This window comes from Vibrio sp. Evd11 (assembly GCF_900382755.1).
GTDB lineage: Bacteria > Pseudomonadota > Gammaproteobacteria > Enterobacterales > Vibrionaceae > Vibrio > Vibrio lentus.
The window spans coordinates 73,935-96,809 of sequence record NZ_OSDX01000015.1 but is presented as its reverse complement, the minus strand read 5'-3'; the positions used below and the strand labels follow the sequence as shown (position 1 = coordinate 96,809).

The window sequence follows — 22,875 nt, the reverse complement described above, 5'->3', positions numbered from 1 at the left end:
TCCAGCCGTGAGATATTTTTGTTGATAGTGTTGGGTGAACTGCGTCTATAAAAACTATCGATTCATCCTTGCCACAGCTTGCCTTTAGCGCTTCATAAGCCGCTATGAATGCTTGCTGTTTCGCTTCATCAAACTTGTGTGGTACGCCTTTCGGTTGCTTGTAGCTAAAACCATTATGGTGAAGCCATTTGTTCATACCAGAGACAGTATAATTAAGTCCAAATGCCTCTTTAACGTAGTCAACAATTTGATGAGTGTGAGAATAGGTTTTCTCAGTCAAATGCTCGATCAAGTGCATGGTTTGAGTAGCAGAAAGCTTGCTTTGGCTTCCACCATTTTCAGGCTTAAGTTTTTCAGAAAGAACATAATCACTGAGATGACGAGCAACGGTCGATTCGTGAATACGAAGAGCTTGAGAAATCATAGTCTGAGTCCAACCTTCAGAAGCCAGCAAAACAGCCTTAATACGGTCGCAAACTCGACTATCACGTTCAATGTCGTGCATTTTTTCGAGTTGTCGTTTCTGTTGAGGAGTCAGTGTAATTTTCATAGTTCATAGCATGATCCTGATTTTACTGAAAATCAAGCATCTTCAATGATCACAGGTATAATGAATACCAGTCATCTTCGTTCCAATTGATTTTGGTCCTTGTCACTTCTTTCAGAAAGGAACGTTTCAACCGATCCCAGTTTCCTTTTTTCCATTTGTCTCCATTTTGTATATAGCATTTGTCGAAATCGATAATCCATACTTTGTATCTATCATCAATAAGAATATTATGAATATTCAAATCAGTATGATTAACCTTAGCCTCATGCATCTTACGAATTTCAGCGCCTATCTTTTGGTACATTTCCTTAGGCAATGCCTTATCTCGTAAGATCGCCACTAGATCTTGAGCATTAGGAATTTTTTCACTCAAAAGATCGGCTTTATAGGTGACGCCGCTTTTCACCACCCGAGCAGCGATCGGCTTAGGGACGTTAACCCCCGACGTCTGAAGTACTTTAAGCAGTTCGAACTCTTGGTAGCTGCGAGTCTTCTCATCACCAAAGTATAGGTAACTGTCTTCAACAAGCTTGCCAAATAGGCCACCACGACGGTAATGGCGCAATGCTGCTTGAATAGTGTCTAACTCAACAAACCACGTCGTACCACGCCCGGTGGCGCTCCCTATGATTTTATTTTGCTGCTGCCAATATTCAGCGTCAAAGGCATGCTTTGCCTGATCTGGTGAAATTAATGATTCGTCAAACCAAATCACTTGATTGTCAAAGTTAAGCGTTTGCATCCTATCTACCTACCTAATTGCTTAGTTTTATTTTACATTCCCCTAGCCCAACTGCATAATTCTTATTAATCAATTTGATAGAGCTCACCTCATGCCTTTGTTCGAATCTGCCCCTAAATCACTCTGTATTTTGCGACTTTCTGCGATAGGTGACGTGTGCAACACCATCGCCACTGTTCAAGCAATTCAAAAGCAATGGCCTGCTACCAAAATCACTTGGATCACCGGAAAGTTAGAAGCTCAATTACTCGCTGCAATTGAAGGCGTGGAAGTGCTCACCTTTGACAAAAAAGCGGGCCTTGAAGGGTACAAGTCGCTGTGGTGGCAGCTCAAAGGTCGTGAATTTGATGCGCTACTTCATATGCAATACGCACTTCGTGCAAGCTTTGCCACTCTGGGTATCAAGGCAAAATACAAACTCGGGTTTGCGGCCGATCGCAGTCAAGATTTTCAGACGTTATTTACCAATACCAAAGTGAGCTCGCCCTCTTCACTGCATGTCGCAGATGGGCTAATGGCCTTTGCTCAACACATTGGTGTTCACGATACAACGCTGAATTGGTCTCTGTCCTATAAAGAGTCAGACAACGCATGGGCACAACAACAGCTCGACACCAACAAACCTAACCTACTCCTGGTTCCTGGCGCAAGTAAGGCCTATAAGAACTGGCATGCACAAGGTTATGTTGATGTGGTTAACCATGCCCGCAATCAAGGCTGGAATGTCATTCTGGCAGGTAGCCCAGCGCAGGTTGAAGTCGAGTTGACACAAGCAATTCAAGAAAAGCTAACCGAACCTTGCCGCAACTTGGTTGGTAAAAGCTCTATCATGCAGATGCTTGCTATTATTGATAAAGTAGAGCTTGTCATTGCTCCCGATACCGGCCCAACCCATATGGCGAATGCGATGCAAACACCAGTTATTGGTTTATACGCTCACCATAACCCACGCCGCGTTGGGCCTTACCACTACCTGCAATATGTAGTGTCGGTTTACGAAGAGGCGATACTGGCAGAAACGGGTAAAACGAGCCAAGATCTAAGCTGGCGCACACGAGCAAAAGATGAACAAGCGATGCAGCTTATAAAAAGTGAAACGGTCATTCGTATGTTTGACCAAATAGTCACTGATATTTACCCACAATACCAATGCCTTAAACCGCACGAATAAGGAAGAAACCTTGTCTAAACCAACTTTAGCCGTTGCTTTAATTGTAAAGAATGAAGAGAAGCATCTTGAGGCATGCCTTAATACTGTAAAAGGTTGGGTCGATGAAATCGTCCTACTCGACTCTGGTAGCAGCGACCGCACAGAAGAGATCGCAAGGCAATACACCGATAAGTTCTACACCAATTTAGAGTGGCCCGGCTTTGGGAAGCAAAGACAACTTGCTCAACAATATGTTACGGCTGATTATGTTTTATGGTTGGATGCTGATGAACAAGTGACCCCTGAATTAAAACAGAGCATTTTAAAGGCAGTGGCAGAAGATAAACCCAATACGCTGTTTCAAGTAAATCGATTAAGTGCCGCATTCGGAAAATTCATCTATCACTCAGGATGGTCCCCAGATTGGATAGTTCGCCTCTATCGTACAGATTACACTCAATATAATGACTCTCTTGTTCATGAGAAAATTGAGAATCAAAACTACGCGATACAAAAACTCGATGGGCGGTTACATCACTATACCTACGAGCACCTTCACCACTACATCAATAAAACGACAGGTTACTTAAAAGCCTGGACGGATGAGAGAGAAGGTAGAAAGAGTGCCGGTCTAACAACAGCACTAACTCACGCTTTTGCAAGCTTCATTAAGATGTATATTATTAAACGTGGTTTCTTAGACGGTAAGCATGGCTTTATTCTAGCTTGGCTATGTATGCACTCTACATTCGTAAAATATATCGACCTATACCTACGAGAACAGGCAAAGAAATAATGAAAACAACTTTAATTATTACAACTTATAACTGGAAAGAAGCCTTAAAATCCGTGTTAAAGAGTGTAACGCGCCAAACCGTTTTGCCTGATGAAGTCATTGTGGCAGACGATGGTTCTCGAGAAGACACCAAAGAAATAATTGACCAAATGCGTAATGGTTTCCCGGTTCCATTGATACACAGTTGGCATGAAGACCATGGTTTTCAACTCTCTATGAGCCGAAACCGTGCTATAGCTAAAGCATCTGGCGATTACCTGATTATGATTGATGGCGACATAGTTTTGTCACAAACCTTTATCGAATCACATAAACGCGTGGCGAAACCAGGTTGGTTTGTCCAAGGTGGACGAGTGCTGACTGACGAAGCATGCAGTCGTGAAATCATGGAAAATGGATTAGTTCCTTCTGTCTTTAGCAAGGGGATCCGGAACCGTAAGAACTGCATCACAAATTCGCGGCTAGCTAACTGGTTCTCTTATGAACGCAATAACGACAACGCGACTCGCGGCTGCAATATGGCATTTTGGCGACAAGATGTTATCGCAGTTAACGGCTTCAACCAAGATTTTGTAGGGTGGGGACGTGAAGACAGTGAGTTCGTCCACCGCATGCTGAACTCAGAAAAGTCCCGTCTTTATCTAAAATTCGCAGGTGTCGGCTACCACCTATACCACGAAGAAAACTCACGTGCATCACTTACTCAAAACGATGAGATATTAGATAACACGATAAAAAACAATCTAAAACGTTGTACTAACGGTGTTGATAGTCTCCTAGGTGGAGAGAGTTATGAGTAACAAAGTAATATATCCAGGTACCTTTGACCCTATTACTAACGGGCATCTAGACTTGATTGAGCGGACTACTAAAATGTTCGAGGAAGTCGTAATTGGCGTTGCGGCGAGCCCATCCAAAAATACGATGTTCGATCTAGAAGAACGAGTAAAATTGGTTCGCCAATGTTGCCGACACCTAACAAATGTTTCCGTTGTAGGCTTTAGCGGACTCCTTGTTGACTTCGCTGAAGAACAGAAGGCCAGTGTTTTAATCCGAGGCTTACGTACTACAATGGACTTTGAGTATGAATTCGGATTGACCACTATGTACCGTAAACTTTTACCAGGTTTAGAGAGTATCTTTTTAACACCTTCTGAAGAATTTGCATTCTTGTCATCTACCATTGTCAGAGAAGTGGCAATTCACGGTGGTGATGTAAAGCAATTCGTTCCTCCCGAGGTGAACAACGCTATATTAGAGAAAGTTAATCGATCATGAAGAAATTTAAGTACTACTTAATTAACGGAGTTCTCGCTAACCTCCCTTCATTTTTATTTCGTTTCTCTGCAAAAATATTACTACGCAGGAAGAATGAGTATGACATAAGTTACCTGCGGCAGCGTGTTGACTATTACAACAAAAATGATTCTAGTTTTATATTGACTAGCCCAAACTTAACCCAAGTTAGTAGATTTAAAAAGACTGGTGGTAGTGCGTACTACTATGACTTACTAAAGGTCGTTAAGAGTTTTCCACAATTTGCCACTTTCAAATATGTTAACGGAGATGTCATTGATATCCCCAGTGAACCTAGTTTCTTAAAAAGCCGTCCAATTGAAGGGAATAACGCTAATTCAGTGTTACTAAAGCTTAATGCTGTCAGACATTATTTTTTTGTGGAGAATGACCGACCATTTCTAGAAAAAAAGGATATGTTGGTATGGCGAGGCACAGGATTTAGGCCAAATAGGAGGACGTTACTCGTTACACATTTTAATAACCCTCGCTGTAACGTCGGCCGTATTGACACAAAAGATGACGACCTTGAACAACTAAACTATGTCACACCATCAATGACTATTTCCGAGCAACTGAATTATAAATTTATACTTAGCTTAGAAGGTATGGATGTTGCTACTAACCTAAAGTGGATCATGTCATCAAATTCACTTTGTTTTACTCCTAAATTACATTTTGAAACATGGTTCATGGAAGGGAAACTTAAACCAGGCTTTCATTTTGTTGAAATAAAAGATGACTTTTCAGATCTAAACGAAAAGATGGATTATTATCTGAAGTATCCACAAGAGGCACAAGCGATAATTAACAACGCTCACCAATGGGTTAAACAATTCCAGGATCTGAGGAGAGAGCGGTTGATTTCATTACTCGTGGCACAAAAATACTTTCAAAAATCAGGGCAAGTTGTTTATAATGAGTGAATATCACAGCAAACCCGGAAACGCCGGGATTAAACGAGTTATCAAAGCAACAGGGTATTCAGTCAAAGGAATAAAATCAGCCTTTCAGAGTGAAGCTGCGATCAGGCAAGAACTTGCACTTTGCTTAATTTTCATACCTATCGCATTTTATCTCGATATCAGCAAACTAGAGACTTTAGCCCTTGTAGGAACCCTAGTATTTATTTTTATATTAGAGCTAATCAACTCAGCAATAGAAGCTGTCGTTGATCGGATAGGTCCAGAGCATCACGAGCTCAGTGGTAAAGCGAAAGACATAGGTTCCGCGGCAGTCATGGTTGCAATTCTATTTGCTATCTTCACTTGGTTATTAATATTGGTTTAAGTTAGATTTATGTTTCAAAACAACATCAAAAAGCTCACTCGTATTATTTGGTTACAAGTTGCTTTATTCACTATTTTTGCGTCACTGTTTAGACAGGTTTTCACGTTTTTAATTGGTGATACCAGTGAAATATACCAAGTCATCCCAGATTATATTCAATCAATTTTCATTGGGTTGAGGTTTGATTTAAGAGTCGCAACAATAGCCTTTGCGCCATTATTATTACTGGGGCTAATTCTATCAGGCTCCAATTTATTTAAATTAATCAATAAAATAATTCCCATTTATTCGTTTGTTATATATTTCTTAGGGGTATCTGTATCTATTGGTAATTATTATTACTATAAAACATACAGTAATCACTTCGATATCTTCATGTTTGGTCTTGTTGAAGATGATACTTCAGCCGTTTTATTAACAATGTGGCAAGATTATCCAATCATCATCATGTCGTTAATATCGCTATTAACCACTATAACGCTCTTCAAAATAACGCTATCTGTTTGGGCTAATTTAGATAAAAAAACATGGCCGAAGCAAAAAATTTGGGTCACAACTCTGACCGTGTTCTTTACCATCGCGGCTTATTTTGTGTTAGCTCGAGGCTCTGTAGGGACATTCCCACTCAAACAATACCACGCTAATGTTTCAAATTACGAAGTTCTCAATAAAGTCACACCCAACGCTTTTTTAGCATTAGATTGGGCAAGAAGCGAGCATAAAAGAAGCGCAAATTTTACCGCGGTAACAAGAGCGGATTTCGAAGAAAAAGCACACCAAGTTCTTGGTCAGGACGAACCAGTTTACCATACGGATAAAAACAACTACCTTGAAAGCAACAAACCTAACGTTGTGTTTGCTCTCATGGAAAGTATGGGGACAAACTTACTTGTTGAAGATAATGGGAAAACAACCGATCTATTGGGCTCACTAAGAGCACATTACGAGAACGATTTTAGCTTTGAGCGATTTCTGCCCGGTACAGGCGGGACCATTAACAGTATCGTCATGATGTTATTTCATAGTAACGTAAACTCAATAAGCCACGGTAAAGAACAGAACACCCCATTACCAGGCTCAGCATTCCTACCTTATAAAAAAGCTGGATATAAAGTTATATACATTACCGGAGGTAGCCCATTATGGCGCAATCTCAAGTATTACATGCCGGTACAAGGGGTTGATGAATTTTATTCGGAAGAAGATATCTACGAAGCGTTTCCTGAATCTGTTGAGTACGCTAGCACATGGGGTGCCGCTGATGAATTTACATTTAAGTTTGCTGAAAAGCTACTCAAAGAAAATACACAGCCTGTTATGGTAATGATACAGACACAAACCAATCATCCTCCTTACCAAATTCCAAGCAACTATACTCCAGGTCCTATTGAAGTGAGTGAGTATGCTATGAAGAAAATGTCCTTGAGTGAAGAAAACTCAAAGAAGATCTATGAAACATACCAATATTCTTCTAATGCACTTGGTGACTTTATTAGTGACATTAAAGACAGTGAATTGAATAGTAATACTATTATTTCAGCTTCTGGTGATCACCGCTTGCGCAACTACTCGATCTCTTATCCAAAGGATCTAGGAGTCGCTCATGCTGTACCTTTTTATCTCTATGTTCCACAAGAGATTTTATTGCACTCCAAATATCGTTACCAAGAAAATCGTATCGGTTCTCATCGAGATATTTTTCCTACGCTGTATAGTTTCAGTCTATCAAACGCAGAATACACCTCTCTGGGAGGTAGAAACCTACTAGCAGAACAAGACGTCTCATCCCCATACGCGTACACAAGCGGAGTAACCTTTACACCGCTGGGCGTATCCCATAGCACAGATTCTAAAGCGATTTACCCTTGGAAGAATGAATCTAACCTTGCTGTTGAAAGGGAATCGATACCAAACCCAACGCCTAATATTGATGTAGAACATTCAAAGTTACAGACATTGTTCATCAATTCGCAAATGAGAGGCTTTAGAGCTCAATAATAAAAGTAAAAGGGGAGCACAATGCTCCCCTTTTTAACTTTGGCACTCTTCACAGAAAAACGTGTTCCGCTGCCCTATTTTCAATTCTTGAATCAGAGCTTCACAGCTTGGGCATTTTTCACCGGCTTTCCCATAAACTTGCAACTCTTGAGCGAAATACCCCGGCTTGCCATCTGCTTGCGCAAAATCTTTTAAAGTAGTGCCACCTTGTTTGATGGCAGTCGCAAGTACTTGTTTTATCTCTTTGGTCAGTAGCATCCACTCTGCTTGAGTGATCTTGTTAGCAGGGCGAAGTGGATGAATTCTTGAAGAAAATAATGCTTCGTTGGCGTAGATGTTTCCCACGCCTACCACTACTTTGTTGTCCATAATGAACTGTTTGACGGCCACTTTTCGCTTTTCTGCCTTTTCAGCAATGTAGTCTGCATTGAAGTCGTCAGTTAGCGGCTCAGGACCAGAGCCAAGTAGTACAGGATGGACTTCATTAGGTGCCGACCATAGCCAAGCACCAAAACGACGCGGATCGTTGTAACGCAATATCTTGCCATTGGTGAGCTTCAGATCAACATGATCGTGTTTTGCTGGCGGGAAATCTGCGTCTAACACGCGCAGTGAGCCAGACATACCAAGGTGAACAATTGCTGTGCCAGTATCGGTTTCAATCAATAGATACTTTGCGCGACGTGAGATAGAGCGAATCACCTGTCCTTCTAGTTGCTTAAGTTCTTGAGGGATATCCCAACGCAGTTTCGGTGTACGAAAAGTCAGAGTCTTTATCTTCTCACCGACTAAATGAGGCGAGATCCCCATGCGGCTTACTTCAACTTCGGGTAATTCAGGCATAGTTAGTCGTCCGATTTAGGTAGTTTGTCTGATATAGATAGCTTGTCTGCGTTAAAGATATGGTCTGATTTAAATGAATCTTCTGAGCTAAAGCTTGGAAACAAGTAGCTCTCTTCAATAGACACCGCCAACCACTGATCATTCCAGTTTTTTAGCAGCCAGAACTGAGGCAGTTGATAATAGGTAATGCGTTGTGGTTCTTCTTGATCTTGATACCACACCTCGATGGTGTGCGGGGTATTCAGTTGTGGTGAGAGGTCGGTATAGGTTTGAGAATCGACTTCGGTGCCCACAAGCTCTTTCCATCGCTGTGACAACTCTTGTGCATTGGTATTTTGAGGAAGTGTTGTATCTTTAAATTGATAAACCCAATGATCGCCTTCTAGCACAACTGACCAATTGGCAAAATGCAAAGCTTGAAGCTCAGCTGCAGGATTTAAAAGAGAAGGGTAAGGGCTACTTACTGGGGAGGCAGACTCGACAAGATAGATTTTTATTACTGTTGGTAGGTTGAGAATTCCAATAAAAGCAATAATACCGATACAAAGGTAGTAATTCCAGCGTCGACGATGTGATACCCTTTTTTTCATTACTGATTCTCCATACAACCCTTTCTAAAAGGAAGCTACTTGTAATAACTCCCTTAGTAACCAATGGTATTATTTTATTGGATCTTCGTTGAGTGATTGAAAATCAACGATTTCCCCCTCACCATTATTAACAATCGCTTTGTCATCTACTTCAGAAAAAAATGAACTCATCTTATCCAACTTCACCGTTGAAATACCCATGACTTCAGAAATTCCTTTCAACACTGAAAAGCCATTACGCCTTGGTGTCATAATATGGCGCTCATCAAAATTTGAGCCTGTAATAAACAAAGGAACTTCATAAGCTTGCTTTACCAAAGGGTCATGACGTAAATTCTTACCACCTTCTCTATGGCCTAAACCATGATCGGAAAGGTATATCAAATTATAATCAATAGGCTGTTGCTTCGCGTAGTCATTAATGTTGCTTAACAATGAATCCGTTTGCTTAATCGATTGAATGTAACAAGAAATTTTACTTCCGTTAAAGGAAAAATCCACATCGCCTTCAACTCTGTCACAAAACCCAGGATGAGACCCGATCAGATGAACAACAATTAGCTTCGAATTTTGGTTTTCGGATAAGGCTGAACGAACTTCTGGTAATAGCGCAGAGTCGTACACATTAGAGTCTCTAAAACTTCCACTTCGCGTAAATGAAAGATTGTCAGCATAACTCGCAATCATGCTAATCCCTGTATCAAACTCTCCCATCCTACCTTGATTAGATATCCAGTAGGTCTCTATACCAGCAGTACTAGCGAGTGTATTGATATTATTGTTTAACTCAATATTAATACCATCCCCCAACGTAATGAATCTCATAACGGAAGTAAATGTATTTGGCCCAGCTGATAAGAAATCAAGCCATAACTGACCAACAGAGTGTGACATAAATGGGGTGTTATTTGCTTCAAAGCCGTAAGCATTCATATAATCTTTACGAACACTTTCACCAATAACCAAAATAGTATTTTGTGATACATCGTTTTCTTTAGTGATAATCCACGTCGACGCTACTTCTCTTTGAGATCGTATCTGTTTGTTGTATTCGTGATACTTATCATAAGAATCATACCAATCGAAAATAAATCTAGCTGGCGCATATCTCATATAAGAGATTGTTTTGTATACATAGTCATCGCTAATATTTCTGTCAATCATGGTTCGAATGGGTTTATCAAATAGTAGAAAACTAAATACAACAACTAAAAAAATGTTCAATTTTTTGGAACTAACTTTTGGAACAAAATGAAAAAGGAACAAGGTACTGCCTGTGAACAGTATAGCTATCAATATTGCAAGCCAGTCAGTATCTTTTGCGAATTCAATAGCTTCAGAAACATTTGTTTCACTCAAGGCAGAAATTATGGTCAAGTTAGGGTGACCATAATTTAAAGAAACCGGTATGTACAAGGCAGAGACAAGGACTATAAAGACAAATACCCACTTACCGAAATTCATGCTTTTCAAACAAAAAATAGTAATTGCCAATAAGATCAAACTATCAACTTTATTTTCATAACCAAGTGCAGTATTGAGCATTAAAGCCAAAATAATCAAAATACCAACTCTTACCATGATGAGTACTACATTCATCGATACAAACTCCAAAAATCTGAAAATTGGGTATAAAAAAACCCAGCTATAAGCTGGGTTTTTAATTTATTCTTCTATAAAAGAAGAGACAAAGGGGCTATCAATTACTTGATTTTAGCTTCTTTGTACATAACGTGCTGGCGAACTACTGGATCAAACTTTTTGATCTCAAATTTGCCTGGCATGTTACGCTTGTTCTTGTCAGTTGTGTAGAAGTGACCAGTTCCAGCAGAAGATACTAGACGGATTTTCTCACGAATGCCTTTAGCCATTGCTTAATTCCTCTTAAACGTTTTCGCCACGTGCACGGATATCAACAAGAACAGCATCGATGCCTTTCTTATCAATAATACGCATGCCTTTAGCAGTTAGACGTAGTTTAACAAAACGTTTTTCGCTCTCTACCCAGAAACGGTGAGTTTGTAGGTTCGGCAGAAAACGACGCTTGGTAGCATTGCGTGCGTGTGAACGGTTATTACCCGTTACTGGACGCTTACCAGTTACTTGACATACTCGGGACATGAATGTCTCTCCAAATCGTTTCAGCTCGATATCAACCTTGGTGGCCGAACCTCTCTATCAATTCTGAAAATAGAGGTAAAAACCATAATGGAAAATCCATTCAAGGCTATCAAAGGTCGCGTATTATACTAACTTGACATGCATTGCTCAAGACCCGAACAGATCCTTTTTAAGGATTTCGTGATCTTTTTTTGAACAGGGCAGCTATTTGAGTAATCAGAGCTGATTTAAGGTTCTAAAATGTGGGCGGAATGATAGCAGATTTAACGCAACTAACAACCTAAAATGTGATTCAAATCCATCCGCGCTCTGCAAAAGAGATAACTTCGCCATCTCCAACCACAAAATGGTCGAGAATTCGGATGTCCACCAGCGCCAATGCGTCGGTTAATCTGCGTGTAATTCGCCTATCTGCTTGGCTTGGCTCCGCAACACCAGAAGGATGGTTGTGCGCTAGGATTAATGCCGCTGCATTATGATGAAGTGCCCGTTTCACTACTTCTCTAGGGTAAACTGATGCTGCATCGATGGTTCCTTCAAACATCACTTCATCCTTTATTACTCTGTTTTGGTTATCTAAGAACAAGATATAGAAGGCTTCTCGCTGACGATCACGCAATATACTCGAAAGATACAACTTGGTATGGCTTGGGCTAGTGAGTGCATCACCTCGAGATAAAGTTTCGGCCAAATAACGTTGCGTCATCTCTAAAACGGCCTGCAACTGGACATATTTCGCCTGCCCCATCCCTTTATGAGCACAAAACTCGGCCTCGGTTGCTGAAAACAGACTACGCAGCGAACCAAAATCTTTGATCAACTTGTCAGAAAGCTCTAAAACATTCATTCCTTGTGTACCCGTTCGAAGAAATATCGCTAACAACTCCGCATCACTTAGAGAATCTGGCCCTCGACTCAGTAACTTTTCTCTTGGCATCGACTCAACCGGCATCTTACTTATAGGCATATAAAGGCTATTTAGGGTGATGAATACGATCCATCACCCTAATCCGTTTGTCTACGGAGAGCTTCCACAGCGTTATAAAGAAGACTAATGCCTAGCAAAACCGTGTAATTGATAGGTTTGATAACACCAACTTGATGAGCATCAAGTCTGTTCGAATTCTGCTTCTAGGCACTAATCCTTTGTTCTGATATCGTAAGTCCCAGAGAAATTAAGGAACAGAATCATGCAAACATTGGTTAATCAACTGGATAACGCTGACCTACAAGGCCTAGCTGGGAAAAAAATCCTACTTGGCATTAGTGGTGGTATCGCTGCGTATAAATGTGCCGAACTGACTCGACGCTTAATTGAACGTGGGGCGCAAGTACAAGTCGTGATGACGAATGCAGCCAAGGAGTTCATCACTCCTCTCACCATGCAAGCCGTCTCTGGAAGGCCAGTATCTGATAGTTTGCTTGATCCTGCTGCTGAAGCTTCCATGGGGCACATCGAACTGGCGAAATGGGCTGACCTAGTCTTATTAGCACCCGCAACCGCTGACCTTATTGCGCGCATGACCGCTGGCATGGGTAACGACCTATTGACCACTCTGGTTTTAGCAACCGATGCGCCAGTTGCGGTATCTCCAGCAATGAACCAACAGATGTACAGTCATCCGGCAACTCAAGAGAACATCGCAACACTAAAACGTCGCGGTTGTGAAATCTGGGGCCCTGCGGCTGGTGAACAAGCGTGTGGTGATGTCGGCATGGGTCGCATGCTAGAGCCAATGCAGCTCGTACATCATTGTGAAGACTTCTTTCAACCTAAACCGCTTACTGGCCATTCTGTTTTAATTACTGCAGGTCCAACTCGTGAAGCCATCGACCCTGTCCGTTACATTACCAACCATAGCTCAGGCAAGATGGGCTATGCACTGGCTGAAGCGGCCGCTAAACAAGGTGCAACAGTGACTCTAATCAGCGGCCCTGTATCACTAGCAACGCCAAACAAGGTTAATCGTATTGATGTCGACAGCGCACAACAGATGTTTGATGCCGTTAGCGCTAACGCCGCTCAGCACGATATTTTCATCAGCTGCGCTGCGGTTGCCGATTACCGCCCTGAGACCATTGCAGACCAAAAGCTTAAAAAGGTCGATGGTAAAGACGACATGACCATTCAAATGGTTAAGAACCCAGACATTGTCGCTTCTGTTGCCTCAATGACGGAAGGCCGTCCATTTACCGTAGGCTTCGCTGCAGAAACTCAAGATGTTGAGAAATATGCTCGCGGCAAACTGGAAAGAAAGAACCTCGACATGATTTGCGCCAATGACGTTTCTGTCGAAGGTCAAGGCTTCAATAGCAGTAGCAATGAATTGCACCTTTATTGGAAAGACGGTGATAAATCTTTGCCACTTGATAGCAAAGATACCCTTGGTTTCCAGATCCTCGATCAGATCCAACAACTTATTGTCGAATAAATATACGATTTCGCTCTGACAATGTGCTGACACCTCTCGATTCTGTTGACCTAGGTCTTACAAAACTAGGAACAGAATTGAATGGTGTTTATAATCCTGCTTCACTCAATCCTCATCTTTAGGGAAGGAAGTAAATAGATGGCTGGTACTCGAAAATCAAACCGTCGTGAAGAAATCCTGCAAGCGCTGGCACAAATGTTGGAATCGACCGAAGGTGCTTCTCGTATCACAACGGTAAAGTTGGCCAAACAAGTCGGCGTATCTGAAGCGGCGCTTTACCGCCACTTTCCAAGTAAAGCCCGCATGTTTGAAGGCCTGATCGAGTTCATTGAAGAAGCGTTGATGTCTCGAATCAACCGCATTCTAGATGAAGAGAAAGACACACTTGAGCGTATTCGCTTAGTCATGCAGCTTATCTTGGTCTTTTCTGAGCGTAACCCTGGATTGACTCGTATTTTATCGGGTCATGCTCTAATGTTTGAAAATGAGCGCCTGCGCGAACGAATCAATCAGCTTTTTGAGCGTATTGAAACTCAGCTTCGCCAAATCCTGCGTGAAAGAAAACTTCGTGAAGGGAAATCGTTCCCGGTTGACGAGAAAATCTTAGCGGCTCAACTGCTCGGCCAGGTTGAAGGCAGTCTGAATCGATTTGTTCGCTCTGATTTCAAATATCAACCAACCGAAAATTTTGATGCTTACTGGGCACTACTGAGCGCTCAAATTAAGTAAACCCAACCTTAAGTGATGGTTATGACGACGAAAACTTCTCCGGAAAACAGCACCGCACAACACGTTCTTACTAAGCCACCTTTTACCTTGGCTTTGCTCCACCCTAAACATTGGGGAGTTTGGTTCGGTTTTGGGTTACTGGCATTTCTCGTTAACGTTCTACCTTACCGTGTATTACTGCTGTTAGGCCGTTCATTAGGCTCTCTTGGCGCTCGTTATGGCAAAAAGCGTGTCGCTGTGGCAACACGTAACTTGGAACTTGCCTTCCCAGATAAGCCTGCAGACGAAGTCGCGGCTATGGTCAGTGAAAACTTTAAGAATACTGGTATGGCGCTGATCGAAACTGGGATTACTTGGTTTTGGCCGACGTGGCGTTTCAAAAGAATCTTAGTGGATAAAGACACCCAAACGCTGCGCACTCACAAAGCCAACGGCAAAGGTGTTTTGTTGTGTTGTGTGCATGCCTTGAACCTAGAGATCACCGCACGAGCAATGGCGGTACTTGGTATTTCTGGTTTAGGTGTTTATCGTCCGCACAACAACCCAGCTTATGAATTCATTCAATACCGTGGTCGTACTCAGAACGGCAACCGTCTTATCCACCGTAAAGATGTGAAGCGTATGATTCGAATCCTGCGTCAAGGTGAGATCCTTTTCTATCTGCCGGATCATGATTACGGCCGTAACAAGTCTGTGTTTGTGCCTTTCTTCGCAGTAGAAGATGCGTGTACCACAACGGGCACCAGTATTCTGGCTTACACTAGCCGATGTGCACTTGTTCCGGGGTCTGGTTTTAGAAATGCCGATGGTAAGTATGAAATCATGGCGGATGAGTCGATCGAAGATGACTATCCACGCAAAGATGAAAAAGCCGCGGCCGCTTATCTAAACCGCTATCTTGAGAAGATTATCTTACGAGCTCCAGAGCAATGGATGTGGCTGCACAAGCGCTTTAAGACGATGGAAGACCCAGAAGCTGAACGCGGCATTCGTTATAAATAGAATAGCCGCTATAAATAATTGAACCAAAAGAAAAGGGGCTGATGATTTATCAGCCCCTTGTGCATTCTATAGCTATAACAAATTGTATTAGATGCCGTATTGAGCGCGGTACGCTTTTACTGACTCTAGGTGTGCTGCGTCTGTGCCTTTTTCTTCAAGGAAAGTCACCAAGTCAGTCAGGCTAACGATTGAGATGATTGCACAACCGAAGTCACGCTCAACTTCTTGAATTGCAGACAGCTCGCCTTTGCCCTTCTCTTGACGGTCGATAGCAACAAGCACGCCCGCTAAATCAGCGCCATTTGCTTGGATGATTTCCATCGACTCACGAATCGCAGTACCGGCAGTGATCACGTCATCCACTAGCATGATGCGACCTTCCAGTGCGCTACCGACAAGGTTGCCGCCTTCACCGTGGTTTTTCGCTTCTTTACGGTTAAAGCAGTAAGGCGTGTCTACATCGTGATGATCTGCCAGTGCAACTGCTGTCGTCGTTGCAATTGGGATACCTTTGTATGCAGGGCCAAATAGCACATCAAACTCAATACCAGAATCCGCCAATGCTGCTGCGTAGAAGCGACCTAAACGCGCTAGGTCACGACCTGTATTAAACAATCCAGCATTGAAGAAGTAAGGGCTCTTACGGCCAGACTTTAAAGTAAACTCACCAAACTTAAGTACTTCTTTCTCTAGTGCAAATTCAATAAATTCACGTTGATATGCTTTCATGCTCATCCTCTAAATTAATTTACTTTCCAATTCCTAACTTCCGATCACTTCGAAAGCTAACGATGACGTATTTTCTAAATAGATAGCTCTACAACAAGGCAGCAAAGTTTTTCAGCCCTATGAGCATAGGGAACCTATGTGATTAGGGTGAAAAATTGCAGCTAACACAGGTGTAGAGTTATATATGACGAAAATAAAAAAATAGCCCCCAATGTGGGAGCTATTAAAAATGATTAGTCGGCCAACGCAGCTTTCTGCGCTTCGACGATATCGGCAATGCCCTTATTCGCCAGGGCTAAAAGCTGCATCAGCTCTTCGTGGCTGAACGGTTCGCCTTCTGCGGTGCCTTGAATCTCAATCATCTTACCGTCTTCCGTCATTACAACGTTCATATCGGTATCTGCTGCTGAGTCTTCAACGTACTCAAGGTCACACAGTGCTTGTGCACCAACGATACCCACTGAAACTGCCGCTACGTGGCCTTTCATCGGGTTCTTTTTCAGTTTACCGCTTGCTAGTAGGCTGTTGATAGCATCCGCCATTGCAACGCTTGCACCTGAGATAGAAGCAGTACGAGTACCGCCGTCCGCTTGGATTACATCACAATCGACAGTGATCATGATTTCACCCATTACTTTCAGGTCAACAACAGCACGTAGGCTACGCGCGATCAGACGTTGGATTTCCATCGTACGACCACCTTGCTTACCGCTCGCCGCTTCACGACGGTTACGAGTGTGCGTTGCACGTGGAAGCATGCCGTATTCAGCCGTTACCCAACCCTTTCCCTGGCCTTTTAACCAACGCGGTACGTTTTCTTCTACCGTCGCATTACATAGAACTTTAGTGTTGCCGAACTCAACTAATACAGAACCTTCAGCATAAGCTGTGTAGTTACGAGTAATTTTAATTGGACGAATTTGATCTACAGCGCGGTCATTTGGACGCATTGGTATCTACCTTATTAACAGTCTGAAGTGATTTACTATCGAAAGAGTGCATCACCTAAGAAAGGGGTGAGACAGTTTTGATTGGGGCAAGATTATATAGCAGTTTATCTTTCAAATCTATTTACCGTTCAAAGCTATTTATCATGAAAGGCTATTTATAGTGGAAAGCGACAAGCTTCGGGAGCACACCATATCGTGATACTATGCGTGCGCGTTATTTTCAGAATGATAAAAGACAGGAAAATTCGATGATTTATAGTATGACCGCGTACGCACGCAAAGAAGTAAAAGGCGATTGGGGTACAGCAGTATGGGAAATCCGTAGTGTAAACCAACGCTACCTAGAAACTTACTTCCGTATGCCTGAACAGTTCCGTGGTTTAGAGCCAATCCTACGTGAGCGTTTCCGCAAGCGTCTAGCTCGCGGCAAGGTTGAATGTAACCTGCGCTTCGAAGCAAACCCAGCAGCGAAAGGCGAGCTAAGCATTAACGAAGGTTTGGCTCAGCAAGTGATCAATGCCGCTAACCAAGTTATGACGATGACAGGAGAAGACAGCCGTCTGAACCCATTCCAAGTAATGAACTGGCCTGGCGTGATGGAAACGCCAGAGCAAGACATGGATGCCATCAACAAAGATTTACTTGAAGCATTCAACGATGCAATCGCAGAGTTCATTGACGCTCGTGCTCGTGAAGGCGAAAACATGAAGGCGCTAATCGTTCAGCGTTTAGATGCAATCACTGAAGAAGTAGTTAAAGTTCGTGCACGCATGCCTGAGATCCTAGAGTGGCAACGTGAACGTCTTCTTACCAAATTTGAAGATGCGAAAATTGAACTTGAAGGTTCTCGTGTTGAGCAAGAGCTTATCCTACTGGCTCAGAAGTCAGACGTGGCAGAAGAACTAGATCGTCTAGATTCTCACGTGAAAGAAGCGAATGTAGTATTGAAGAAAGGTGGCGCTTGTGGCCGTAAGCTTGACTTCATGATGCAAGAGTTCAACCGTGAGTCAAATACGCTAGCGTCTAAGTCTATCAGCACAGACATCACAGCATCGGGCGTAGAGCTTAAGGTTCTTATCGAACAGATGCGTGAGCAAATTCAGAACATTGAATAACAGTTTGTCAGTAACATGCTGAATAGCCATTAGCTGAATCAGTGTTGATTAACTAACAGTGTTGATTAGATCAAGATAAGCTCCTAGTTTTAGGGGCTTTTTTTTATGGATACAATAATGCCAATCAGGATGAGTAACATTGTTACGCAGGAGATTTGTTTGGAGCAAGAGATAGATACAGCTATAGATAAAACAGAGAAGCGGATGTAACAAAAGATTTTAGAATATTTTGATGGGGATATTACAGGTGGAACTAGGGAGGAAAGATTTAAGGGAGAAAGTGACGCAAGTTGCTAATGCAACTTGCGCCGACTTAAAATCTTATAGAGCTACAACGTTTGCAGCTTGAAGACCTTTTTGGCCTTGCTCTACTTCGAAAGACACTTGTTGGCCTTCTTTAAGAGTCTTGAAACCTTCAGAAGCGATTGCACGGAAGTGTACGAATACGTCAGCGCCGCCGTTGTCTTGAGTTAGGAAACCGAAACCTTTCTCTTCGTTAAACCATTTTACTACGCCGTTTGTTTTGTTAGACATGATGTGTCCCTTATATAAAAATAAAAAATTAATCGCCAAAAGTGCGATGCGCTGAAAGCTTGAATTATTTAATGTATCTATGAAGCCAAGGGAAACACTGAGAATAACAATGAAGCAATACTAAGGGTTTTACTTTACAACTGATGTTTCATTTAATAACTCTGAAAACAGAGCGACGCCATTCTTGGTGATCTGGGCCGGGTTGTAAAGCTTTATTTGAAAAAATTGATGTTTTTTTGTTCGGTTAGCTTTTATTAAAGCCCTGCTATGCCACAGAGCTTAATTTATAAGACTTTGATCTCAAAAAATTTACTCATCATACGCACCCAAAAGCGCTCACCATCAGGTAAGACCGTATTTCTCGGATCCATAGAAAAGCTCAACCACACCCCAGAGTTTGAAGGTAATGAAGACGACTTTATTTTCTGGTTGCTGAGCTTTATTTATCATAAATCGGCCTTTTGATGATTAGCACTGGTGATCGGGTAAGTCCTGGGTTTTATAGAGATTGGCAATATCGTGGTTCTTGTCTCTATGTTTAGCTTCATCTTCCCTTATGCAGAAAAGTACATCCAAAAACATGGCATTCTCGGGTAAACGATAATATTTAATCGCAATCTCAGGCGCGGGATGATTGGGCAACATGCCATCTTGAATTTTCGAGATATATTCTGAGTAACTGTTGCAAGCTTCCTCTTCAAAATAACCAACGATCCTATGTGCCGTTTTAGATGAGACTAAGTAGATCACGCCATAGATAAGTAAAAAGATGAACTGCAATAGCATCACTAAAATACGTTCTATAATGGACGGCTTAGTAACGGTAAGGAAAATCATCAAGTGCATCCGTTCATTATCCGCTTCGTCCAGTAGCTCTTTGATCCAGCCACCGTCATCTTTCATGCGGCGCAGAGCTTTGAGGTGATTGAACACTCCCGCCACCATGCCCGGCACAGCTGCTATGGTTTCCAACAACATCGCTCGTTTGGCTAAGTGTTTTCCATAAAACAAGTTAAGTGTCTTTTTGAGAAGTCGAGTAACAAGAAGTGCAACCTTTTCGGAGAAAATTTCAGGTTTATAATGAGTGCTTTCAAAATGCATAGCGTGTTCCTTATATGAGTCTAGTACTTACCAATCAACATTCATGCCAAGACTAAAACCTTTATGCAGCAAGGATAAACCAACAGAAAGAGTCACATTGACACTTGCAAATCAACACAACAAAAGACACATAGAAGTCTTATTGACTTAAATTAAAGAATAAAAAACCCAGCAACATGGCTGGGATCTTAATAGCTTATAACCTGATTGAGTTACTCATCCGGCTGCTTAGTTCGAAGATCGACATATGGCCAGTAATGATGCCCTACTCGAATTAACAGTGTGGCTGCAGCTAAGATAAAGGCAGCGACCGACAACCAAACGATAAGTACTGCATCTAACTCTTTCATACCTAAGGTGATGTAACGAGCAATCGCCATCATCGCAATGTAGATCGGGTATCGCACAGGGATCTTACCGTTCATCACAAATTGTTGAACCATCGCCAATACTTCCAAGTAAATGAACATCAGAAGAATGTCGGTCAGTTGCACTCGACGTTCCGCAAAGACGTGCATGAACTCTTCCATCATGGCAAACAGTGTCGCCAGTGTGATCGCCACCAATAGAACGGCTTCAAGAATGTGGAAAACCTTAAGGAAAGGCTTACTAAAAGACTTAGGTAAGTGAGAAGGCATAGTCACTCTTCAAAAATAATTAATCCAATCTCTACAATAGCATGCATCAATATAAGTCGCGCACTCTCAAGTTTAGGATAACGCCATCAATTAAACGTGAGCCAACCAAACAACAGATACAAAAATGGCCCCACAGTCACTGCAGAGCCATCTGTCTTTTACTTACTTACTGACTACTTATCCACTAATCAAACTTATAGCAGAATCAAGTAAGTTAAGAACACCACACACAGGCCGTAGATAAGAGGGTGAACTTCTTTGCGCTTACCCGCGACAACCATCGTAAATGCGTAGCTGATGAAACCCATCGCCATGCCGTTTGCTGGTGAGAAGCTTAAAACAGTGAACATGATGGTGAAGAAAGCCGCAATGCGTGACTCTTTCTTTTCCCAGTTAATCTGACCAAGACGGCCAACCATGTAGATACCCACCACGACCATCGCCGGCGCAACCATTGCCGCCGAGAAGATAGAGAAGATTGGATATAGGAAGAGCGAAATTAGGAATAAGCCAGCCACCATCACCGCTGCCAAGCCCGTTTTCGCCCCTTGAGAAGAAGCAATACCAGATTCAGAGAAAGCGGTAATCGATGTAGTACCTAGAATTGAACCAATCACCGTACCGCCCGCATCAGCCACTAGCGCCGATTTTGCGTTTGGCACCTTACCGTCTTTGTCGATGATACCCGCATCACGACCAACACCAACAATCGTGCTTAAGCCATCGAAGAAATCGACAATCAGGAAGATAAGTACGATGAACAATAGATCGAACATTTTCTCAGGGGTGAAAGCTGAAAAATCAAAAATCGCACCGAAGCTACCGGCCATGCTTGGTGGCATAGAAACGAATTGGTCTGGGATTGGTGCGTTTGATGTACCTAAAAACACATCAGCCAAAATCGTCAATGCAATCGCTGAAACAAACGAGATAAACGTTGCCAGCTTAATGTCACGAACCATACAGCCCAGAGCGATGAAGATACTCACATAAGCGATAACCACTTGTGGATCAGAGATGTCACCCAAGCCAACCAATACGAATGGGTTAGACACGATGATGCCGGCATTCTTTAGGCCTAAGAAAGCAATGAACAAACCGAGAGAAACAGTAATCGCCAGCTTCAAATCTTCAGGAATCGATTCAATCATCGACTTACGAATATTGGTCAATGAGAAAGCGAGATAAAGGATACCCGATAGGAAGATGCCGAATAACGCTTCATTCCAAAGTACTGCGACTGAGCCACTTAATAGTAGGCCTTTGAAGAAGCCGTTCATGCTCATGCCCGGAGCCAGCATCACTGGGTAGTTACCCCAAATACCCATGATAAGCGTTGCGATAGCCGCAGAAAGAGCGGTTGCCGTAAATACAGCTCCTTTGTCCATTCCCGGGATACCACCCAAAATTGCTGGGTTAACCGCCAAGATATAACTCATCGCTAAGAAGGTGATAAAACCTGCGTATAGCTCAGTGCTGATCGTGGTCTTTCTCTCTGAGAGTTTGAACAGGGTGTCAAGCGAGCCAGACGTTTTCTGGGCTTTCAGGGTGGAGTCGGTATTCACAACAAAACCTATGTAATAAATTAAGAAATTTGAGATTCAAATGCTGTGAGAATAGAGGGGTCTCTACACTAAAAACTGTAGTCACCAAGGTAGGCTCGGTAGTAGAAACATCTAGTCTAGTAGGGTCTGTTGGCCCTTCGAGATGATTTTTGCAGCGAGTTGTTGGGGATTTCTACAAGGCAGAGACTTTGAAGTGTAGCTAGCCTACATAAGAAGTCGATAACGCAGTAGAAATCACCAACAAACGCTGCCCGAAGGGTTCGGCTAAAATCGTTTTATGCTTTGTTAAGGAGTCTTTACTTAGAATACTAGGCTACAAACTCCTTGCCGCGCCTAAAACGATTTTTTCTCGAACAAAACTCCATCGCGAAAGGTCAACAGACCCTAGATATATACAGCATTTAATCGTTTGCGCGGATTGTAAGGATTGAGATTAAAACTTCAACAAATTTTGTTCAGATCACATAAAAAACTGAACATCATAGGTCATTACATTTATATGAAGATCAGACAAAGGATCATTTGAGAATAAATAACGATCAAGTCAGTTGTTCTCAATCATCTAAATATGCTACTCTTCGCCTCCATTTTTCTGACCTAATTTTCACCAGTTGTCTCTATTAGTTTTACTTGTTATCCCTTAATAGATGCAACCATCGGAACAAAAATTAGAGTCAGTGCTATCTTTTATAGTGTCGGTTTAT

Annotated in this window: 25 protein-coding genes; 11 read left to right on the top strand and 14 right to left on the bottom strand. The window is 42.3% G+C overall.

Annotation, left to right across the window (positions count from 1 at the left end; translation table 11 throughout):
- Together ED652_RS09210 and ED652_RS09205 are read right to left on the bottom strand one after the other, a co-directional pair.
- Positions 1–550 (bottom strand): IS630 family transposase (locus ED652_RS09210; protein WP_122054476.1); only part of this gene is annotated, 550 nt, incomplete at its 3' end.
- A 49-nt stretch (positions 551–599) separates the two neighbouring features.
- A complete protein-coding gene (locus ED652_RS09205) occupies positions 600–1,292 on the bottom strand; it encodes a 3-deoxy-D-manno-octulosonic acid kinase (RefSeq protein WP_122054474.1) in 693 nt (230 codons plus the stop codon).
- A 97-nt stretch (positions 1,293–1,389) separates the two neighbouring features.
- Here ED652_RS09205 and ED652_RS09200 point away from each other — a divergent pair, with 97 nt between their 5' ends.
- The 7 genes from ED652_RS09200 to ED652_RS09170 are packed head-to-tail and all read left to right on the top strand — an operon-like array spanning position 1,390 to position 7,822.
- A complete protein-coding gene (locus tag ED652_RS09200; protein ID WP_122054478.1) occupies positions 1,390–2,463 on the top strand; it encodes a glycosyltransferase family 9 protein in 1,074 nt (357 codons plus the stop codon).
- Between the two features lie 10 nt (positions 2,464–2,473).
- Positions 2,474–3,238 (top strand): glycosyltransferase family 2 protein, encoded by a 765-nt coding sequence (locus tag ED652_RS09195; protein WP_122054472.1) that lies wholly within the window; start codon positions 2,474–2,476, stop codon positions 3,236–3,238.
- Positions 3,238–4,038, top strand: coding sequence for a glycosyltransferase family 2 protein (locus ED652_RS09190; RefSeq protein ID WP_122054470.1), 801 nt, complete (start codon positions 3,238–3,240; stop codon positions 4,036–4,038). The genes ED652_RS09195 and ED652_RS09190 overlap by 1 nt, the downstream gene beginning before the upstream one ends.
- Positions 4,031–4,516, top strand: coding sequence for a pantetheine-phosphate adenylyltransferase (gene coaD / locus ED652_RS09185; protein ID WP_122054468.1), 486 nt, complete (start codon positions 4,031–4,033; stop codon positions 4,514–4,516). Before ED652_RS09190 ends, coaD begins: the two co-directional genes overlap by 8 nt.
- Positions 4,513–5,460 carry a glycosyl transferase family 90 gene (locus ED652_RS09180; RefSeq protein WP_122054466.1) on the top strand — a complete coding sequence of 316 codons (948 nt, stop codon included), beginning with the start codon at positions 4,513–4,515 and terminating at the stop codon, positions 5,458–5,460. Before coaD ends, ED652_RS09180 begins: the two co-directional genes overlap by 4 nt.
- A complete protein-coding gene (locus tag ED652_RS09175; protein ID WP_122054464.1) occupies positions 5,453–5,824 on the top strand; it encodes a diacylglycerol kinase in 372 nt (123 codons plus the stop codon). The genes ED652_RS09180 and ED652_RS09175 overlap by 8 nt, the downstream gene beginning before the upstream one ends.
- Positions 5,825–5,833: 9 nt before the next feature.
- The gene (locus ED652_RS09170) at positions 5,834–7,822 is read left to right on the top strand and encodes an LTA synthase family protein (protein WP_122054462.1); all 1,989 of its coding nucleotides are present in this window, start codon (positions 5,834–5,836) and stop codon (positions 7,820–7,822) included.
- A 33-nt stretch (positions 7,823–7,855) separates the two neighbouring features.
- Here the strand turns inward: ED652_RS09170 and mutM are convergent, their stop codons facing one another.
- The 6 genes from mutM to radC all read right to left on the bottom strand — a co-directional run bounded on the left by mutM (position 7,856) and on the right by radC (position 12,343).
- Positions 7,856–8,665 (bottom strand): bifunctional DNA-formamidopyrimidine glycosylase/DNA-(apurinic or apyrimidinic site) lyase, encoded by an 810-nt coding sequence (gene mutM, locus ED652_RS09165; protein WP_122054461.1) that lies wholly within the window; start codon positions 8,663–8,665, stop codon positions 7,856–7,858.
- Between the two features lie 2 nt (positions 8,666–8,667).
- Positions 8,668–9,255, bottom strand: a complete 588-nt coding sequence (locus ED652_RS09160) for a hypothetical protein (protein WP_122054459.1) — start codon at positions 9,253–9,255, stop codon at positions 8,668–8,670.
- 69 nt (positions 9,256–9,324) lie between these two features.
- Positions 9,325–10,854, bottom strand: coding sequence for a phosphoethanolamine transferase (locus ED652_RS09155; RefSeq protein WP_122054458.1), 1,530 nt, complete (start codon positions 10,852–10,854; stop codon positions 9,325–9,327).
- Between the two features lie 104 nt (positions 10,855–10,958).
- Complete coding sequence (gene rpmG / locus ED652_RS09150; protein WP_002535344.1) at positions 10,959–11,126, bottom strand: 50S ribosomal protein L33; 168 nt, start codon at positions 11,124–11,126, stop codon at positions 10,959–10,961.
- 13 nt (positions 11,127–11,139) lie between these two features.
- A complete protein-coding gene (gene rpmB, locus ED652_RS09145) occupies positions 11,140–11,376 on the bottom strand; it encodes a 50S ribosomal protein L28 (RefSeq protein WP_004728407.1) in 237 nt (78 codons plus the stop codon).
- 292 nt (positions 11,377–11,668) lie between these two features.
- Complete coding sequence (radC, locus tag ED652_RS09140) at positions 11,669–12,343, bottom strand: DNA repair protein RadC (protein ID WP_122054456.1); 675 nt, start codon at positions 12,341–12,343, stop codon at positions 11,669–11,671.
- A 223-nt stretch (positions 12,344–12,566) separates the two neighbouring features.
- On the opposite strand from radC, the gene coaBC reads away from it, so the two are divergent.
- The 3 genes from coaBC to lpxL all read left to right on the top strand — a co-directional run bounded on the left by coaBC (position 12,567) and on the right by lpxL (position 15,539).
- Entirely contained in the window at positions 12,567–13,808 is a 1,242-nt protein-coding gene (gene coaBC / locus ED652_RS09135) for a bifunctional phosphopantothenoylcysteine decarboxylase/phosphopantothenate--cysteine ligase CoaBC (protein WP_122054454.1), read from the top strand.
- 138 nt (positions 13,809–13,946) lie between these two features.
- On the top strand, positions 13,947–14,537 hold the full coding sequence (gene slmA, locus ED652_RS09130) for a nucleoid occlusion factor SlmA (RefSeq protein WP_016768952.1): 591 nt from the start codon (positions 13,947–13,949) through the stop codon (positions 14,535–14,537).
- Between the two features lie 21 nt (positions 14,538–14,558).
- Entirely contained in the window at positions 14,559–15,539 is a 981-nt protein-coding gene (lpxL, locus tag ED652_RS09125) for an LpxL/LpxP family Kdo(2)-lipid IV(A) lauroyl/palmitoleoyl acyltransferase (protein WP_122054452.1), read from the top strand.
- Positions 15,540–15,626: 87 nt separating this feature from the next.
- Here lpxL and pyrE read toward each other — a convergent pair whose 3' ends face one another.
- Together pyrE and rph are read right to left on the bottom strand one after the other, a co-directional pair.
- Positions 15,627–16,268: an orotate phosphoribosyltransferase gene (gene pyrE / locus ED652_RS09120; RefSeq protein WP_017059267.1), complete on the bottom strand. Its 642-nt coding sequence runs from the start codon at positions 16,266–16,268 to the stop codon at positions 15,627–15,629.
- A 233-nt stretch (positions 16,269–16,501) separates the two neighbouring features.
- On the bottom strand, positions 16,502–17,218 hold the full coding sequence (rph, locus tag ED652_RS09115) for a ribonuclease PH (protein WP_009847983.1): 717 nt from the start codon (positions 17,216–17,218) through the stop codon (positions 16,502–16,504).
- 248 nt (positions 17,219–17,466) lie between these two features.
- Between rph and ED652_RS09110 the strand changes: the two genes are divergently transcribed.
- Positions 17,467–18,333, top strand: coding sequence for a YicC/YloC family endoribonuclease (locus ED652_RS09110; RefSeq protein ID WP_004735725.1), 867 nt, complete (start codon positions 17,467–17,469; stop codon positions 18,331–18,333).
- 321 nt (positions 18,334–18,654) lie between these two features.
- Here the strand turns inward: ED652_RS09110 and ED652_RS09105 are convergent, their stop codons facing one another.
- The 4 genes from ED652_RS09105 to ED652_RS09090 all read right to left on the bottom strand — a co-directional run bounded on the left by ED652_RS09105 (position 18,655) and on the right by ED652_RS09090 (position 22,171).
- Positions 18,655–18,867 carry a cold-shock protein gene (locus ED652_RS09105; protein WP_004735656.1) on the bottom strand — a complete coding sequence of 71 codons (213 nt, stop codon included), beginning with the start codon at positions 18,865–18,867 and terminating at the stop codon, positions 18,655–18,657.
- Between the two features lie 468 nt (positions 18,868–19,335).
- Positions 19,336–19,968 carry an alternative oxidase gene (locus tag ED652_RS09100; RefSeq protein WP_122054451.1) on the bottom strand — a complete coding sequence of 211 codons (633 nt, stop codon included), beginning with the start codon at positions 19,966–19,968 and terminating at the stop codon, positions 19,336–19,338.
- A gap of 212 nt (positions 19,969–20,180) precedes the next feature.
- On the bottom strand, positions 20,181–20,606 hold the full coding sequence (locus tag ED652_RS09095) for a phosphate-starvation-inducible protein PsiE (protein ID WP_017109195.1): 426 nt from the start codon (positions 20,604–20,606) through the stop codon (positions 20,181–20,183).
- 194 nt (positions 20,607–20,800) lie between these two features.
- Complete coding sequence (locus ED652_RS09090; protein WP_017104989.1) at positions 20,801–22,171, bottom strand: NCS2 family permease; 1,371 nt, start codon at positions 22,169–22,171, stop codon at positions 20,801–20,803.
- Positions 22,172–22,875: the final 704 nt, after the last annotated feature.

Coding starts and splice junctions, on each gene's coding strand:
- rpmB (WP_004728407.1), bottom strand. CDS start 11,376: ATGTCCCGAGTATGTCAAGTAACTGGTAAGCGTCCAGTAACGGGTAAT.
- rph (WP_009847983.1), bottom strand. CDS start 17,218: ATGCGTCCAAATGACCGCGCTGTAGATCAAATTCGTCCAATTAAAATT.
- lpxL (WP_122054452.1), top strand. CDS start 14,559: ATGACGACGAAAACTTCTCCGGAAAACAGCACCGCACAACACGTTCTT.
- ED652_RS09110 (WP_004735725.1), top strand. CDS start 17,467: ATGATTTATAGTATGACCGCGTACGCACGCAAAGAAGTAAAAGGCGAT.
- rpmG (WP_002535344.1), bottom strand. CDS start 11,126: ATGGCTAAAGGCATTCGTGAGAAAATCCGTCTAGTATCTTCTGCTGGA.
- ED652_RS09100 (WP_122054451.1), bottom strand. CDS start 19,968: ATGCATTTTGAAAGCACTCATTATAAACCTGAAATTTTCTCCGAAAAG.
- ED652_RS09175 (WP_122054464.1), top strand. CDS start 5,453: ATGAGTGAATATCACAGCAAACCCGGAAACGCCGGGATTAAACGAGTT.
- mutM (WP_122054461.1), bottom strand. CDS start 8,665: ATGCCTGAATTACCCGAAGTTGAAGTAAGCCGCATGGGGATCTCGCCT.
- slmA (WP_016768952.1), top strand. CDS start 13,947: ATGGCTGGTACTCGAAAATCAAACCGTCGTGAAGAAATCCTGCAAGCG.
- ED652_RS09095 (WP_017109195.1), bottom strand. CDS start 20,606: ATGCCTTCTCACTTACCTAAGTCTTTTAGTAAGCCTTTCCTTAAGGTT.
- ED652_RS09205 (WP_122054474.1), bottom strand. CDS start 1,292: ATGCAAACGCTTAACTTTGACAATCAAGTGATTTGGTTTGACGAATCA.
- ED652_RS09190 (WP_122054470.1), top strand. CDS start 3,238: ATGAAAACAACTTTAATTATTACAACTTATAACTGGAAAGAAGCCTTA.
- pyrE (WP_017059267.1), bottom strand. CDS start 16,268: ATGAAAGCATATCAACGTGAATTTATTGAATTTGCACTAGAGAAAGAA.
- coaD (WP_122054468.1), top strand. CDS start 4,031: ATGAGTAACAAAGTAATATATCCAGGTACCTTTGACCCTATTACTAAC.
- ED652_RS09105 (WP_004735656.1), bottom strand. CDS start 18,867: ATGTCTAACAAAACAAACGGCGTAGTAAAATGGTTTAACGAAGAGAAA.
- ED652_RS09155 (WP_122054458.1), bottom strand. CDS start 10,854: ATGAATGTAGTACTCATCATGGTAAGAGTTGGTATTTTGATTATTTTG.
- coaBC (WP_122054454.1), top strand. CDS start 12,567: ATGCAAACATTGGTTAATCAACTGGATAACGCTGACCTACAAGGCCTA.
- radC (WP_122054456.1), bottom strand. CDS start 12,343: ATGCCTATAAGTAAGATGCCGGTTGAGTCGATGCCAAGAGAAAAGTTA.
- ED652_RS09160 (WP_122054459.1), bottom strand. CDS start 9,255: ATGAAAAAAAGGGTATCACATCGTCGACGCTGGAATTACTACCTTTGT.
- ED652_RS09180 (WP_122054466.1), top strand. CDS start 4,513: ATGAAGAAATTTAAGTACTACTTAATTAACGGAGTTCTCGCTAACCTC.
- ED652_RS09170 (WP_122054462.1), top strand. CDS start 5,834: ATGTTTCAAAACAACATCAAAAAGCTCACTCGTATTATTTGGTTACAA.